11 protein-coding genes are annotated in these 13,552 nt (G+C 47.6%); 7 read left to right on the forward strand and 4 right to left on the reverse strand.

Annotated elements, in window-relative coordinates:
- Positions 1–50: 50 nt before the first annotated feature.
- The gene (locus tag RIF36_RS13945) at positions 51–593 is read right to left on the reverse strand and encodes a phosphoglycerate mutase family protein (protein ID WP_350088432.1); all 543 of its coding nucleotides are present in this window, start codon (positions 591–593) and stop codon (positions 51–53) included.
- A gap of 73 nt (positions 594–666) precedes the next feature.
- Between RIF36_RS13945 and RIF36_RS13950 the strand changes: the two genes are divergently transcribed.
- Positions 667–1,140 carry a peroxiredoxin gene (locus tag RIF36_RS13950; RefSeq protein ID WP_350088435.1) on the forward strand — a complete coding sequence of 158 codons (474 nt, stop codon included), beginning with the start codon at positions 667–669 and terminating at the stop codon, positions 1,138–1,140.
- The gene (locus tag RIF36_RS13955; protein ID WP_350122194.1) at positions 1,137–2,279 is read left to right on the forward strand and encodes an amidohydrolase; all 1,143 of its coding nucleotides are present in this window, start codon (positions 1,137–1,139) and stop codon (positions 2,277–2,279) included. The genes RIF36_RS13950 and RIF36_RS13955 overlap by 4 nt, the downstream gene beginning before the upstream one ends.
- 51 nt (positions 2,280–2,330) lie before the next feature.
- Here RIF36_RS13955 and RIF36_RS13960 read toward each other — a convergent pair whose 3' ends face one another.
- Positions 2,331–3,131: a hypothetical protein gene (locus RIF36_RS13960; protein WP_350093210.1), complete on the reverse strand. Its 801-nt coding sequence runs from the start codon at positions 3,129–3,131 to the stop codon at positions 2,331–2,333.
- A gap of 318 nt (positions 3,132–3,449) precedes the next feature.
- Here RIF36_RS13960 and RIF36_RS13965 point away from each other — a divergent pair, with 318 nt between their 5' ends.
- Positions 3,450–6,347 carry a leucine--tRNA ligase gene (locus RIF36_RS13965; protein ID WP_350122196.1) on the forward strand — a complete coding sequence of 966 codons (2,898 nt, stop codon included), beginning with the start codon at positions 3,450–3,452 and terminating at the stop codon, positions 6,345–6,347.
- 75 nt (positions 6,348–6,422) lie between these two features.
- Here the strand turns inward: RIF36_RS13965 and RIF36_RS13970 are convergent, their stop codons facing one another.
- Entirely contained in the window at positions 6,423–7,553 is a 1,131-nt protein-coding gene (locus RIF36_RS13970; protein WP_350122198.1) for a PQQ-dependent sugar dehydrogenase, read from the reverse strand.
- A 266-nt stretch (positions 7,554–7,819) separates the two neighbouring features.
- On the opposite strand from RIF36_RS13970, the gene treF reads away from it, so the two are divergent.
- Positions 7,820–9,430, forward strand: coding sequence for an alpha,alpha-trehalase TreF (treF, locus tag RIF36_RS13975; protein WP_350073893.1), 1,611 nt, complete (start codon positions 7,820–7,822; stop codon positions 9,428–9,430).
- A 52-nt stretch (positions 9,431–9,482) separates the two neighbouring features.
- Complete coding sequence (locus tag RIF36_RS13980; RefSeq protein ID WP_350122200.1) at positions 9,483–10,373, forward strand: 3-hydroxyacyl-CoA dehydrogenase family protein; 891 nt, start codon at positions 9,483–9,485, stop codon at positions 10,371–10,373.
- A 108-nt stretch (positions 10,374–10,481) separates the two neighbouring features.
- Here the strand turns inward: RIF36_RS13980 and RIF36_RS13985 are convergent, their stop codons facing one another.
- Positions 10,482–11,717 (reverse strand): BaiN/RdsA family NAD(P)/FAD-dependent oxidoreductase, encoded by a 1,236-nt coding sequence (locus RIF36_RS13985; RefSeq protein ID WP_350122202.1) that lies wholly within the window; start codon positions 11,715–11,717, stop codon positions 10,482–10,484.
- Positions 11,718–11,805: 88 nt separating this feature from the next.
- Here RIF36_RS13985 and RIF36_RS13990 point away from each other — a divergent pair, with 88 nt between their 5' ends.
- Complete coding sequence (locus RIF36_RS13990; RefSeq protein ID WP_350122204.1) at positions 11,806–12,840, forward strand: DNA/RNA non-specific endonuclease; 1,035 nt, start codon at positions 11,806–11,808, stop codon at positions 12,838–12,840.
- The gene (locus tag RIF36_RS13995; protein ID WP_350122206.1) at positions 12,837–13,550 is read left to right on the forward strand and encodes a tetratricopeptide repeat protein; all 714 of its coding nucleotides are present in this window, start codon (positions 12,837–12,839) and stop codon (positions 13,548–13,550) included. Before RIF36_RS13990 ends, RIF36_RS13995 begins: the two co-directional genes overlap by 4 nt.
- Positions 13,551–13,552: the final 2 nt, after the last annotated feature.

Genomic DNA, 13,552 nt, shown 5'->3' on the forward strand with positions numbered 1-13,552 from the left:
TGATCCTTCAAAGCTACTAAGCCACAGGTAATTGAGCTAACGTTTTTTATCTATTTGGGACTTACAGAAGGTGCTCCATAGTGAAGTACCTGAAAGGTTGTATCCTGACCTATATTAACGATATAAAGAAAGTCGTACTGCCAATCTTCCAGGTTTTCAAATCTGTCACTTCCAACCAACTGATTTACCATAGCTGGAACGGTGTTTGAGTGCCCTGAAACCAGCAGGCTGCCTCCTCTGTTTTTGTTCACCTCCACAGCCAGAAACTCTTTGTTCCCCGGATCATACTCGGTCACTGCCAGGTTGTTTTCCCTGGCAATGGCATCGACTGTTTCATTTGTTCTTTTGTAAGGTGTGCTGTAAACGCCTGTTAACTGAACATCGGACAGCGTCTGCATCAAAGCAATGGCTCTCCTTATACCCAGGCTATCTAAAGATGGATCTTTCGTGCCATCGTCAGCTTTTTCGGCATGCCTTACCAACACAATAGTGGTCGGTTCAATGGCTGCTACCTTCTCTACCGGAGCCTGGCAACCAGCAAACACAAAGCCGATTGCCAAAAAAAGAACCAAAAACCTTCTCATTTCCTTCATTAAGATTCGGGCTAAACCGTTTCTTTGCATTAGTAGTTAAACATTTTGAATTATTACAACCAAATAAAAAAATATGCCACAAAGCAAGGAGATGCTAAAGGTAGGAGATAAAATACCGTCTTTTGAATTACCTGACCAAAGCGGCAAACTTATCGATATCGACAGTCTTGTTGGGAGCAAAAATCTCGTCATCTACTTTTACCCCAAAGACTACACCTCCGGCTGCACAGCCGAAGCATGCAGCTTTCGTGACCAATACGAAGTTTTCAAGGAGCACGATGCGGAGGTAATAGGCATCAGCACTGATGGAGCCAATCGACACAACGCCTTTGCAAAGTCCTACCAGCTTGGCTTTATTTTACTCAGCGACAAAGGCAAGAAAGTAGAAAGGCTTTTCGGAGTGCCCAGGGCACTTTTCGGACTTATGACTGGTCGGGTTACTTTTGTTGTGGACAAGAAGGGAGTTATTCGTCATGTATTTCATTCTCAAACGCAGGCAACCAGGCATGTGGACGAAGCCCTTCGAATAGTGAAATCGTTAAAATGAAAGAACAGGAAATAGAACTGCTTACATCCTTTCGAAAAGAATTGCATCGGCATCCGGAGCTGTCAGGAGAAGAGGTCGAAACTGCCAGCCGGGTCATCTCCTTTTTGAAGCCAACCAACCCGACCGCTGTTCATGCTGGCATAGGTGGAAATGGTCTGGTAGTCGTGTACGACAGCGGCCTCCCCGGCCCGTCTATTGGGTTTCGATGTGAATTGGATGCATTGCCTATCGCCGAAAGAAATTCATTTGGCCACAAGTCTGAAAATGGGGGTATTAGCCATAAATGCGGGCACGACGGGCACATGGCTATAGTAGCCGGTGTGGGGCTGCATTGTAAGGAAAACCCTGTACGTCGGGGAAAGTTAACACTCATTTTTCAGCCAGCGGAAGAAACCGGCTATGGGGCCGAATCGATGTTGAATGACCCAAAGCTTGAAAACTTTTTACCCAAACGACTCTTTGCCCTGCACAATGTGCCTGGTTTTGAAACAGGCACAGTAATCTGTAAAAAAGACGTTGCTTGTCCGGCTTCCGAGGGGTTGATATTTTCTCTGGAAGGCAAAACATCCCATGCTGGTCAGCCAGAAAAAGGAAACAACCCAGCACCTGTTATGGCAGCCATTCAGCTAAAAGCGCAGGAGTTACATGACCAGCACTGGCAAAACCAAAACCGTACAAAGATCACCACAGTAATGATGGATTTGGGTGGCAGGGCTTTTGGGGTAAACCCCGGCAAAGGTTTGATTGCCTTTACATTACGGTCAGACAGTAATGAAGAATTGGCGAGTGTTAGGTCGGAGCTGGTCAGCTTTGCTAAAGCCAAATGTGATGTAGCTGGGGTGCGTCTGAGTATGGAAGAAAGCGACCCCTTCAAAGCGGTGATCAACGACCCTGACACATTTGAAGCAATTCAATGGGCCGCCGTGTCGCAAGGCCTGGCTTTTGAAGTGGCAGAAACACCCTTCCCCTGGTCGGAGGACTTTGGTCGTTTTAGTGAGGTGACCTCTACTGGTTTCTTTGGACTTGGAGCAGGCCTGGCTTCTCCCGAGCTCCATCACGATACATACGACTTTCCCGACGAGCTGATTCCAGTTGGTACGGGGTTGTTTTTGGAACTTGGCAAAGAATTGTGGGCATAAAAAAAGGTAAGCAGTCCGCTCACCTTCTTCTTCATTTCGAGTTGTTGACTTTTAAAATCCTCCGACCTTCAGTGTCAGGAAGTAGTTGATGCCATTGAAGTCTTTCTCCGTCGTTTCGGCAAGATCAAGGTCTTGAGTGAAGCGCTTGGAAACCCCAAGATCAAGCCTGAAATTCCTGGCGATGTTTACTTCCAGGTCAACACCTGGTTCTACATACCAGAAAACATCATTGTCCTGAGAGATGTTAGGGCCTCTATTGGTGCCACCATAGTCTTCCCAGTCGAGCACATAGCCTAGCCAGCCAGCACCAGCCGAAACTGGGAAAGTAATGTGCACGACCTGATTACTAAAGAAAATCGGCTCAAGGAAAAAACCACCATAGCCGCCGACAGCTACTACAGTATTTTGGGGATCGATATCGTCAAATTTTGCCGTAGGCACAATGCCATGACCTTCAAATCCGATCCCCAGCGACCGGTTGACAATCCAGCCACCCCTTACGCCGCCGAGCACCATGGGCTGTCCCCGGAATTCCGTCGCACGAAAAGAAAGAGCACCGAAGCCACCGCTATGATTCAAGCTCCCGGAAAGTGTTTTGATATCACTTCTGGAGCGAGAACGAGACTTTACATAATAGTGCCTTTCCGGCTCATTATGATTGTCACGATCCGACGGGAGTGTTTCGTAATACTTAATGGTTCTGTTGCTGTCAGATTTCTCTTCAGGTTGGGTGGCAGGGATGGTGTCGGCTTTGACTGTCGTATCTGCCTTGTAAGTAATGGTTTGTGCATGGGTCACCGTACCAAAGACTGCCGAAAGTGAAAGCAAGCTTAAAAAAAGGATCAGTTTCATTGACTATAAGTTAAATTCTGAAGCAAGGACGAGACTTGGTGAAAGAGGTTTCCATCTTCGCTGAAAAATCTGTTTGATTTTTTTCGCCGATTACAATTCTAGTTCTTTTCAACTCTTGAAACCATTGCTATTTGTTGAAAATCATGCAAAGGCGCAGCCTGATAAATCAGGTCGCAAAGGCATAGTATCCTCCTTTGCGGTCGTTGCGACTTTGCGTGAATCCCACTCCCCAAATTAAACTCACCTTTCCTTTCACAAAATCCACTCATTTCTAACGGTAATCATTAATTTTGCCAGCTAATTGAAAAACCCCTGATAATGGCTGAGTACAACTTCAGAGAGATTGAGCAGAAATGGCAGAAAAACTGGAAAGAGAAGCAGGTATTCAAAACCGGCTCTGACACGTCCAAACCTAAATTCTATGCGCTCGACATGTTCCCCTATCCTTCTGGCGCCGGATTGCATGTGGGTCACCCGCTGGGGTATATAGCTTCCGACATTGTGAGCCGCTACAAAAGGATGCTGGGTTTCAATGTACTGCATCCCATGGGTTTTGATTCTTTCGGCTTGCCCGCTGAGCAGTATGCCATTCAGACCGGTCAGCACCCTGCCATTACTACCGACACCAATATCAAACGATACAAGGAGCAACTGGAAAATATCGGTTTCTCCTATGACTGGGAAAGAGAAGTGCGCACCAGTGATCCATCGTTCTACAAGTGGACACAATGGATTTTCAAGCAGTTGTTCAATAGCTGGTACAACAGAGACGCCGACAAAGCGGAACCCATTGCTGGGCTGATTGCTAAATTTGAAACTGAAGGCAATGGCAAGGTAAACGCTGTTTGCGATGATGATACAGCGCTATTTACGGCTACAGACTGGAAAGCCATGTCGAAAGCCGACCAGCAGAGGACATTGCTCAAATACCGGCTGACATACATTAGCGAAACTACCGTGAACTGGTGCCAGGCACTTGGCACCGTGCTTTCCAACGATGAAGTGAAAGACGGCTTTTCCGAAAGAGGAGGTCATCCTGTGATCAAAAAGAAGATGCCACAGTGGAGTATGCGCATCACGGCCTATGCCGAGCGTTTGCTGGAAGGCCTGGACAGAATCGACTGGCCGGAGCCCATCAAGGAAATGCAGCGCAACTGGATTGGCAAGTCCATTGGTGCCGAGGTTGACTTCAAGATTGAAAACTCAGAGAAGAACATACGGGTGTTTACTACCAGAATAGACACCATTTATGGTGTCACTTTCATGGTGTTGGCACCAGAGGCGGATATTGTGAAGGAGCTTACCACTGCTGCTCAAAAAGCAGAAATTGAGCAATATGTAGAAGTGGCGAAAAATCGTTCGGAAAGAGACCGGATGAGCGATGTAAAGACTGTTTCAGGCGTTTTCACGGGTTCTTATGTGATCAATCCTTTCTCGGGCGAAAAAGTGCCTATCTACATTGCCGACTACGTACTGGCCGGCTATGGCACTGGCGCTGTAATGGCCGTTCCCAGCGGCGACCAGCGTGACTTCAACTTTGCAAAGCATTTCGGCTTGCCGATTACCCAAATCATCGACGAGCAAAAAATCACAGATACCGAAGCCGACCCTACCAAACAGGGTAAAATGGTCAATTCAGGGATGTTGGATGGTTTGTCTCCACTGGAAGCGATTGAGAAAGCCGGTCAATACGTCGAAGAAAAGGGTATTGGTGTACGCAAGGTCAACTTCCGGATGCGTGATGCCATTTTCGGTCGTCAGCGCTACTGGGGAGAGCCTTTACCTGTGTATTTCAAGGATGGAATCCCCTACCTGCTGGAAGATAACGAATTGCCGTTGGAGCTTCCTGATGTCGATAAATTCCTTCCTACCGAAGATGGCGAACCACCTCTTGGCAGGGCGAAAGACTTTAAAAATAAGGAAGGTTACCCATACGAGCTGACTACCATGCCTGGCTGGGCAGGATCAAGCTGGTATTTCTTCCGCTATATGGATCCGCACAACGACAAGGAGTTTTGCAGCAAAGAAGCTCAGCAATACTGGCAGTCGGTCGACCTGTACATTGGTGGCTCCGAGCATGCCACCGGGCATTTGCTGTACTCAAGGTTCTGGACGAAGTTCCTTTACGACCTGGGACTGGTAACAGTGGACGAATATGCTACTAAGTTGGTGAACCAGGGAATGATACAGGGGGTATCTGAGTTCATAATTAGGTCAAAATCAAAGAAAACTAGTTTCTACACTTCAAAAGGGGAAATCCAGACTGAGGCACCTGAGTTCGAGTTTGTCAGTTTAAACATTTATTCAAAAGAAGAAGTAGCTAATCTTTCAGGTCCATTAGAAAATTACCTGCTTGTCCACGCTGACATACGTTTTGTGCAAAACAACGTACTCAATGTCACTGAATTTGCCTCTTCATCAATTGAATATAAGAAGGCAATCTTTCATGCTCCCGGCGGATACTGGCAGGAGGGTCAGTTTTTCAAACTAGAGACCGAAGACAAAAACTTCTATACAAAGTCAGAAGTCGAAAAAATGTCCAAATCGAAGTACAACGTCGTAAATCCCGACGACATGATCGAGAAGTACGGCGCTGACACCCTGCGCCTGTACGAGATGTTCCTTGGGCCGCTGGAGCAATTCAAACCCTGGAACACCCACGGCATCGACGGCGTTTTCAAATTCCTTCGCAAGACCTGGAGGCTATTCCACGATGACAAAGGCGAGTTGAGCATCTCTACTGAAATGCCAACAGCGGATGAGCTGAAAGTACTTCACAAGGCCATCAAGAAAATGGCGGATGATGTCGACAAGCTGTCGTTCAATACCAGTGTGAGCAGCTTTATGATTTGCGTGAATGAGCTCACCGACCTGAAGTGCAACAAGAAGGAAATCCTTGGGCCATTGACGCAGATTATTGCGCCATATGCTCCGCACATAGCCGAAGAACTTTGGGAGAAGTTGGGTAACACAGAGAGCATTACATATTCAAAGTTCCCTGAATTCAATCCTGAGTTCATCAAAGAAAATGCGTTCGAATACCCGATCAGTATCAATGGTAAAATGCGCCACAAAATGAGTTTCTCTGCCGATGCCTCACCTGCTGAAGTAGAAAAAGCGGTGCTGGCCGACGAAAATGTGCAGAAATGGACTGAGGGAAAGGCACCGAAGAAAGTAATTGTGGTGCCGAAGAGGATTGTGAATATTGTCCTTTAAAGAAAGCCAGGTAAAAAAAGAATGGGAGAGTAAACTGAATTTACTCTCCCACTCTCCTGCTACTAATTCTTTGCTTTATTTTGGCATCAAACGGATAATCTGTCCCGGCCCTTCCATTGACACATAAAGGTAGCCATCAGGCCCCTGGGCTACATCACGGATGCGGCCCATACCATTCAGGAGACGCTCTTCTTTCAGCACTTTGCCGTCTTTTACTTCAAGTCTGGCCAGCGTTTGCCCTGCCAAAGCACCCACAAACAGGTTGCCTTTCCATTCAGGGTATTTGTCGCTAGTCACGAAATCCATACCACAAGGAGCAATAGATGGCACCCAGTAGTGAATGGGCTGCTCCATTCCGTCTTTTGCCTTGTCGTTGCTAATGATGCTGCCATCATAGTCGATACCGTAAGTGATTCTTGGCCAGCCATAGTTTTTAGCTTTGCGAACGATGTTTACTTCGTCGCCTCCCCTTGGGCCATGCTCGTGCTCAAACAGTTCACCTGTGGTTGGGTGAAACTTTAGTCCCTGAGGGTTTCTGTGTCCATAGCTCCAAATAGTAGTTCTGGCGTCAGGTATCCGCACGTAAGGATTGTCTTCCGGCACTCTGCCATCATCAAAAATTCTGTGGATCTTACCACAATCATTCGTCAGGGTTTGGGCATTTTCCATCTCTCCTCTCTCTCCTACTGAAAAGAAAAGATAACCATCTTTGTCAAACGCCATACGTGCACCAAAATGCTGTCCTTTCTCAGTCAAGGGGCCGGCCTTGAATATTGTTTCCTGGCTTGTTAGTTCATTTCCTGAAAGCTTCCCTCTAATGATGACGGTGTTGGCTCCGCCGTCGCCAGGCCCTGCATAGCTGATGTATATCCATCCCGTACTTGCATAGTTAGGGTGGAGCTCTACATCGAACAGCCCCCCCTGGCCCTTGGTAGACACTGTGGGGATGCCCTTGATCTCCGTTTTTTCCTTGCTGCCCTTGGCAATCTTCCAAAGCTTGCCCGGCTTATCAGCCACAAGCATATCGCCGTTGGGCAGCCAGGCCATAGACCAGGCACTTTCGAAGCCTTTGGCAAATACTTCTGTTTCAAAGGCAAAAGGTGCCTTGTCTTTTGTCTCAGCGCTGTTGCTTAGCCTTCGGCTAAATCCAGTGATAATTAGTAGTGATGCCAGGAAGGCAAGGGCGTAGATATTTTTTTTCTTCATGTTTATTAAAGGTCTCGCAGTTTAACTGGGATAAGCACTTAATTGTTACATTTCAGGAGTCAGGAGGGCTGGTGGCAATGAAAAAAATCTCTTGACTGATCATGAGCCAGCACTCCTAAGAAATGTCAGCTTTTGTAAAAATAGGACAATTCTGGCTGAGATTGGTCTGCTTTGGATAATTTTACATTTTGTGACAATTTTAAATGAGCTACAGACTTCACCTTGAGAAGTAAATGACCGTCATTATTTTTACCAAAAGCCAACCTATGCAACGTTCCATTTGGAAGTACACCCAGCTATTATTTTTAGCCCTTCTTTTTGCTTGTCAGCCCAGCGACCAGCCGTCAAATGTTGACGTCAATGCCTCCTACAGCCCCAATGAAGACTTGGGAATGCTTTTTCACGACGTGCAAATGGCGCAGATTTTTTCTGACTCAAAAACATTTGTGGACAGCGACCCTTTACGACCTGCCGGTGAGATTGTGGCTGAGTACATGGAGAAAAAAGATCAGCCTGGCTTTAGTCTTGGGGAGTTTGTGAGCGCCAATTTCAGAGGCCCGAAGCCCAGGGGTGCTGATTATGTGCCCGACACGACGAAGAGCTTTACAGAAATACTTACCGAGAAGTGGGATTATCTTACCCGGTCTCCAGATGAAAAAACTTATAGTTCATTAATTCCTCTGCCCTACAAATATGTGGTGCCGGGCGGACGTTTCGGTGAGATTTACTATTGGGACAGCTATTTCACCATGCTCGGCTTGCAGGTATCTGGCCGTGAAGACCTGATGGAGAACATGCTGGACAACTTTGCCTACCTCATCGACTCCATCGGTTTTATCCCGAATGGCAACCGTACCTATTTTCTTAGCCGCTCTCAGCCACCTTTTTTCGCAGCTATGGTGAACCTGCTGGCTGACTCAAAAGGCGACTCTGCCGTAGTGAAGTACCTGCCAGCACTTGAGAAAGAGTATGCTTTCTGGATGGACGGCAAAGAGACCCTGAACCAGGGCAACCCTGCCTACCGCAGGGTGGTGATGGTAGATAACGGCCTCATAATGAATCGCTATTTTGATGACAGACCGGAGCCGAGACCCGAATCGTACAGGGAAGACGTGGAGCTGGCCGAAGGGCTTAGCGAGAATCAGAAAATGGAGCTCTATACCAACCTGCGGGCCGCTTGTGAGTCCGGCTGGGATTTCAGCACCCGGTGGTTTGCCATTGCCGGTGACTTCAAAACTATCGTTACCACAGAAATTCTTCCGGTGGACCTGAATAGCCTTATGTATAACCTGGAGTCAACCATTGCACGACTAAAAGAGTTTTCAGGTGATGACGAGGGGGCTACAGAGTTTGATCATTTGGCCAGCGACCGAAAGTCGCTCATCCTACAGTACTTTTGGAATGACGAGAAAAACTACTTCGTTGATTATCACTGGCCGTCTGCGGCGCAAAGAAACTTCATCACTCCCGCCGGGATGTATCCCCTTTATTTCGGGCTGGCAGACGACGCCCAGGCTCAAAAGGTTGAGGGAGCCGTTAGACGCAACCTGTTGAAACCAGGCGGCATTACCACTACCAACATTATATCAGGTCAGCAATGGGATGCCCCCAATGGCTGGGCTCCTTTGCAGTGGATGGCTATATACGGTTTCCGCAGGTATGGCAACGACCTTTTGGCAGATCAGATCAGTGAGCGATGGCTTACATTGAACTCCCGTGTATTTGATAAAACAGGCAAGATGATGGAGAAATACAATGTGCTTGACCTGAGTCTTGATGCCGGAGGCGGAGAATATCCCACGCAGGATGGATTCGGATGGAGCAACGGCGTTGTGTTGCGCCTGCTGCACGACGAAAGAATCGACACCAACAGGTAGCCTTTCCAATATCCTTTTTAGCTTTGCCATCAAAGCATTAACCCTACAACGAATGAAGAATATAGCAGTGATTGGATCTGGCACCATGGGCAACGGTATCGCCCATGTTTTTGCATTGAAAGGCTTTAAAGTGGCACTTGTCGACGTATCGGCGACGGCGCTTGAGAAAGCGAAAGCCACCATAGCAAAGAACCTCGACCGCCAGGTAAGCAAAGAGCTTATCAGTGAGTCAGACAAAGCAACGGCCCTCTCCAACATCACGACCTTCACAGAAACTGCCAAGGGCGTCGCACAAGCTGACCTTGTGGTGGAAGCTGCAACAGAGAAAATGGACATCAAGCTGGAGATTTTCCGTCAACTGGATCAACTGACTCCAGCGGGCTGCATACTTGCCTCCAACACCTCTTCTATTTCCATCACCAAAATCGCTTCAGTCACTTCAAGACCGGATAAAGTGATAGGTATGCATTTCATGAACCCGGTGCCTGTAATGAAACTGGTAGAGGTGATCCGTGGCTATGCCACCAGCGATGAAGTGACGAAGCAGGTACTGGAGCTGTCCCGCACCCTCGACAAGATACCGACCGAGGTAAATGACTACCCCGGCTTTGTTGCTAACCGCATTCTGATGCCCATGATCAACGAGGCCATTTATTCTTTGTACGAAGGTGTGGCTGGCGTAGAAGAAATAGACACGGTAATGAAGCTGGGGATGGCGCACCCGATGGGGCCGCTTCAGTTGGCCGACTTTATCGGACTGGATGTGTGTCTTTCCATCCTTAAAGTAATGTACGATGGCTTCGGTAATCAGAAGTATGCCCCCTGCCCTTTGCTGGTCAATATGGTGACTGCAGGCAAGCTGGGAGCCAAAGCCGGAGAAGGGTTTTATCAGTATACTGCCGGGTCGAAGAAATTGGTGGTGGCGGGAAGGTTTAGGAAGTGATGCCGCTGCAATCGGACGCCCGAACCATTAACAGGCAAGCCCTGAAAGGGCGAGATAAAAAAGGGTGGTGGCAAAACCCCACCCTAAAAAAGTATCGTTCGAAATAAGTCATTGAACTGACTTGCCGCTAATCGCCTTCGCAGCCACCCACGCCCCTGACCAGGCATTCTGGAAATTAAAGCCGCCAGTAATACCGTCAATATCAAGCACTTCACCTGCAAAATAGAGGCCGGGAACAATTCTGCTCTCCATAGTGGCGGGGTTTACTTCATTCAGGCTTACACCTCCACAGGTAACAAATTCTTCTTTGAAAGTTGTTTTGCCATCCATATCGAATGTGCAGCGAATCAGCATCTCGCATAGTCTGTTCTTGTCTTTTTTGGATAGGTCGAGCCAGCGTCTTTCGGGCGTAACCCCTGCTCTTTCAACTATTTTTTCCCACAGGCGACCAGGCAGGCCATACATTGGATTTCCAAAAACTACCTTTTTGGGGCTTTGCGCTGCATGTGATTCTATCTCACCCCGCAAGGCTTCTTCCTTTTTATCGCCCAACCAGTTCACCAGAAACACCGACTTATAGCTAATTTCTGCCAAATCCCGGGCGCCCCATGCCGAAAGGCGCAATACAGCCGGGCCACTAAAGCCCCAGTGCGTGATCAGCAGCGGGCCTGTTGCCGCCAGCCCACGGCCAGCCACTTTTACTTCTGCCGATGGCACTGACACGCCAGACAATTCTTTAAGTCCGCCTTCCGGCACGTTGAAGGTGAACAACGATGGTACTGGTGCAACTATGGTGTGCCCAAGTGCCTTGACCCAGCTAAACCCATCTTCTTTGGGTTGCCCGCCTATGGTGACCAATACTTTATCAGCCTCAAGAACGATGGTTTCACTTTTCACAAGAAAACTGTTAGGAGCCTTTTCCAGCTCTTTTACAGCAAAATGAGGAATGAGCTCAACATTGTACTTCTCAGCCTCCTTCAACAGGCAATCAATAACTGTCTGCGACGAATTGGTCACCGGAAACATTCGTCCGTCTGCTTCCACTTTCAATGGTACTCCCCTTTCTTCAAACCACTTCACTGTGTCCCTGGCGTCAAACTGATCGAATACCTTTTTAAGGAAGTTACCACCTCTTGGATAGTGCTTTACAAGCTGTGAGGCATACTGGCAGTCGTGTGTCACATTGCAGCGACCGCCGCCCGACACTTTCACCTTCCCGAGCCACTTACTGGTCTTTTCCACAACTGCGACCTTCAAGCCTGGGTTTTGAACACAGGCGTTCACCGCACCGAAAATCCCCGCTGCCCCTCCTCCTATTACTACCAGATCGTACCTGACTGCCATTTGCAAATTTCCTTGTAAGAAGGCACGAAAATACGGGATTCATTCAAACAGATAAATTAGATTTGTCTTTAGAGATCAAAAAGCACCAATGGCTAAGAAAAAAGCACCAGCAAAAAATAGAAGTACCCGTAAATCGTCTAAAGACTCAGGAAGCAATTCGGGGCTCATACTCGGAATTGTGATGATCCTGGTAATAGGACTGGCATGGTATCTGAAAAATAATGATGGCCTGCCAGACTTTCTTCAGGCCGGGGGCAAGCAAGAACAGACTGTAGAATCCTCTAAAAAACCTTCGAATCAGGTTGAAAAAAAAGAAAGTGGCAAAAAGTCGTCAGCTCAAAAGCCTGTTAAGACGGAACCTAAAACTGGAAAGTCATCAGCTGACAAGCCTGCTGAAGAGGTAGAAATACCCACAGACTACGACCATTACTACTACACCACCTCCTTCGACTTTGCCTGGCCAGCTTACAGCCAGGACGACCTTATCGTGGAGCATGAGGGCTACACCCTGGCCTACGACGAGGACATTGAGCAGCCTAAGTGGGTGGCCTACCGGCTAACAGCCGAAAACATCAGTAAGAATGCGGCCCAAAGAAAGGACAATTTCAGATCAGATAATGATGTTCGGACTGAGTCTGCAACTTTAGCCGACTATAAAGGGTCTGGGTATGACAGGGGGCATCTGGCACCAGCCGCCGATTTTAGCTGGTCGCAGTCGGCTATGGATGGCACTTTCTTTCTGAGCAACATGAGTCCTCAGGATCCCTCGTTCAATCGGGGAATTTGGAAACAGTTGGAGGAAAAGGTCAGGGATTGGGGAATGAGAGACAAAGAGCTTTTTGTGGTGGTAGGCCCAATCGTGGAAGGTGGTGCCAAGAAAATAGGAAAGAATAAAGTGGCTGTTCCTCAAAAGTTTTACAAAATTGTACTGGACATTTCTGAACCTGAGCTGAAGGCAATTGGTTTTGTGATGGAGAATAAGGCCTCAACCCTTGGAATAATGGAATGTACCGTGACTATTGACTCCATCGAAAAGATCACAGGGCTGGATTTCTTTCCAATGATTCCCGATGAATTAGAAAAGAAATTGGAGAGCACAATTAATAAAAACCTCTGGAAATGAGAAGTTGGACAATGAAAAGCATGGTATTCTGCCTATTGATCATCTCATCGTATGGTGGATGGGCTCAAACTGGTCAGGGCCGTGCCAAAGCATTGCTCGAAGAGGCCAAAGGGTATATGGCCAAAGAAGATTATAGGGCTGCTGACAAAAAATTCCGCCAGATTCTCTCTCTCAACGAAGTAGTGCCTACCGAGGCGTTGTACTTTTTCGCTTTCACTCTGGAAAAAAACCACCAACTTCAAAGCAGCCGCAATTTCCTGAATAAGTACACAGACCTTACGGGCAAGTCTGGCGAGTATTTCAACGAAGCCAAAATGCTGCAAAACCGGCTTGACGTGCTGGCAAGGGAGATAGAGGCCTGTGAATATTGTGATAACGATGGCTTCAGGTTGATCACATGTAGCCAGTGTGATGGCTCAGGGCATGTGGATGACAAGTGCCCGCTATGTCATGGATTCGGAGAGATAACGTGCCACAAATGCCTTGGCGAAGGCGTTCAGATTTCCAAAAACCAGTTTGGAGAAAATGTATATAAAACATGTGATGTTTGCACTGGAAAAGGCAAAGAAACCTGCACACAATGTCGGGGTGAAAAGCATGTGGTGCAGGACTGCCCCCGTTGTAACGGGCTGGGAAGAAGTGGATCGGACGTGCTCTGCAATCACAAAGAGCACTTCATTATCCCCTCAATGACCCAAATAAAGAATTAGGA

Source organism: Imperialibacter sp., from assembly GCF_040222815.1.
Lineage (GTDB): Bacteria > Bacteroidota > Bacteroidia > Cytophagales > Cyclobacteriaceae > Imperialibacter.

What these genes read in the sequence shown, in the direction of transcription:
- RIF36_RS13950 (WP_350088435.1), top strand. Translation starts at nt 667, where the DNA reads ATGCCACAAAGCAAGGAGATGCTAAAGGTAGGAGATAAAATACCGTCT.
- RIF36_RS13955 (WP_350122194.1), top strand. Translation starts at nt 1,137, where the DNA reads ATGAAAGAACAGGAAATAGAACTGCTTACATCCTTTCGAAAAGAATTG.
- RIF36_RS13965 (WP_350122196.1), top strand. Translation starts at nt 3,450, where the DNA reads ATGGCTGAGTACAACTTCAGAGAGATTGAGCAGAAATGGCAGAAAAAC.
- RIF36_RS13960 (WP_350093210.1), bottom strand. Translation starts at nt 3,131, where the DNA reads ATGAAACTGATCCTTTTTTTAAGCTTGCTTTCACTTTCGGCAGTCTTT.
- RIF36_RS13995 (WP_350122206.1), top strand. Translation starts at nt 12,837, where the DNA reads ATGAGAAGTTGGACAATGAAAAGCATGGTATTCTGCCTATTGATCATC.
- treF (WP_350073893.1), top strand. Translation starts at nt 7,820, where the DNA reads ATGCAACGTTCCATTTGGAAGTACACCCAGCTATTATTTTTAGCCCTT.
- RIF36_RS13980 (WP_350122200.1), top strand. Translation starts at nt 9,483, where the DNA reads ATGAAGAATATAGCAGTGATTGGATCTGGCACCATGGGCAACGGTATC.
- RIF36_RS13945 (WP_350088432.1), bottom strand. Translation starts at nt 593, where the DNA reads ATGAAGGAAATGAGAAGGTTTTTGGTTCTTTTTTTGGCAATCGGCTTT.
- RIF36_RS13970 (WP_350122198.1), bottom strand. Translation starts at nt 7,553, where the DNA reads ATGAAGAAAAAAAATATCTACGCCCTTGCCTTCCTGGCATCACTACTA.
- RIF36_RS13990 (WP_350122204.1), top strand. Translation starts at nt 11,806, where the DNA reads ATGGCTAAGAAAAAAGCACCAGCAAAAAATAGAAGTACCCGTAAATCG.
- RIF36_RS13985 (WP_350122202.1), bottom strand. Translation starts at nt 11,717, where the DNA reads ATGGCAGTCAGGTACGATCTGGTAGTAATAGGAGGAGGGGCAGCGGGG.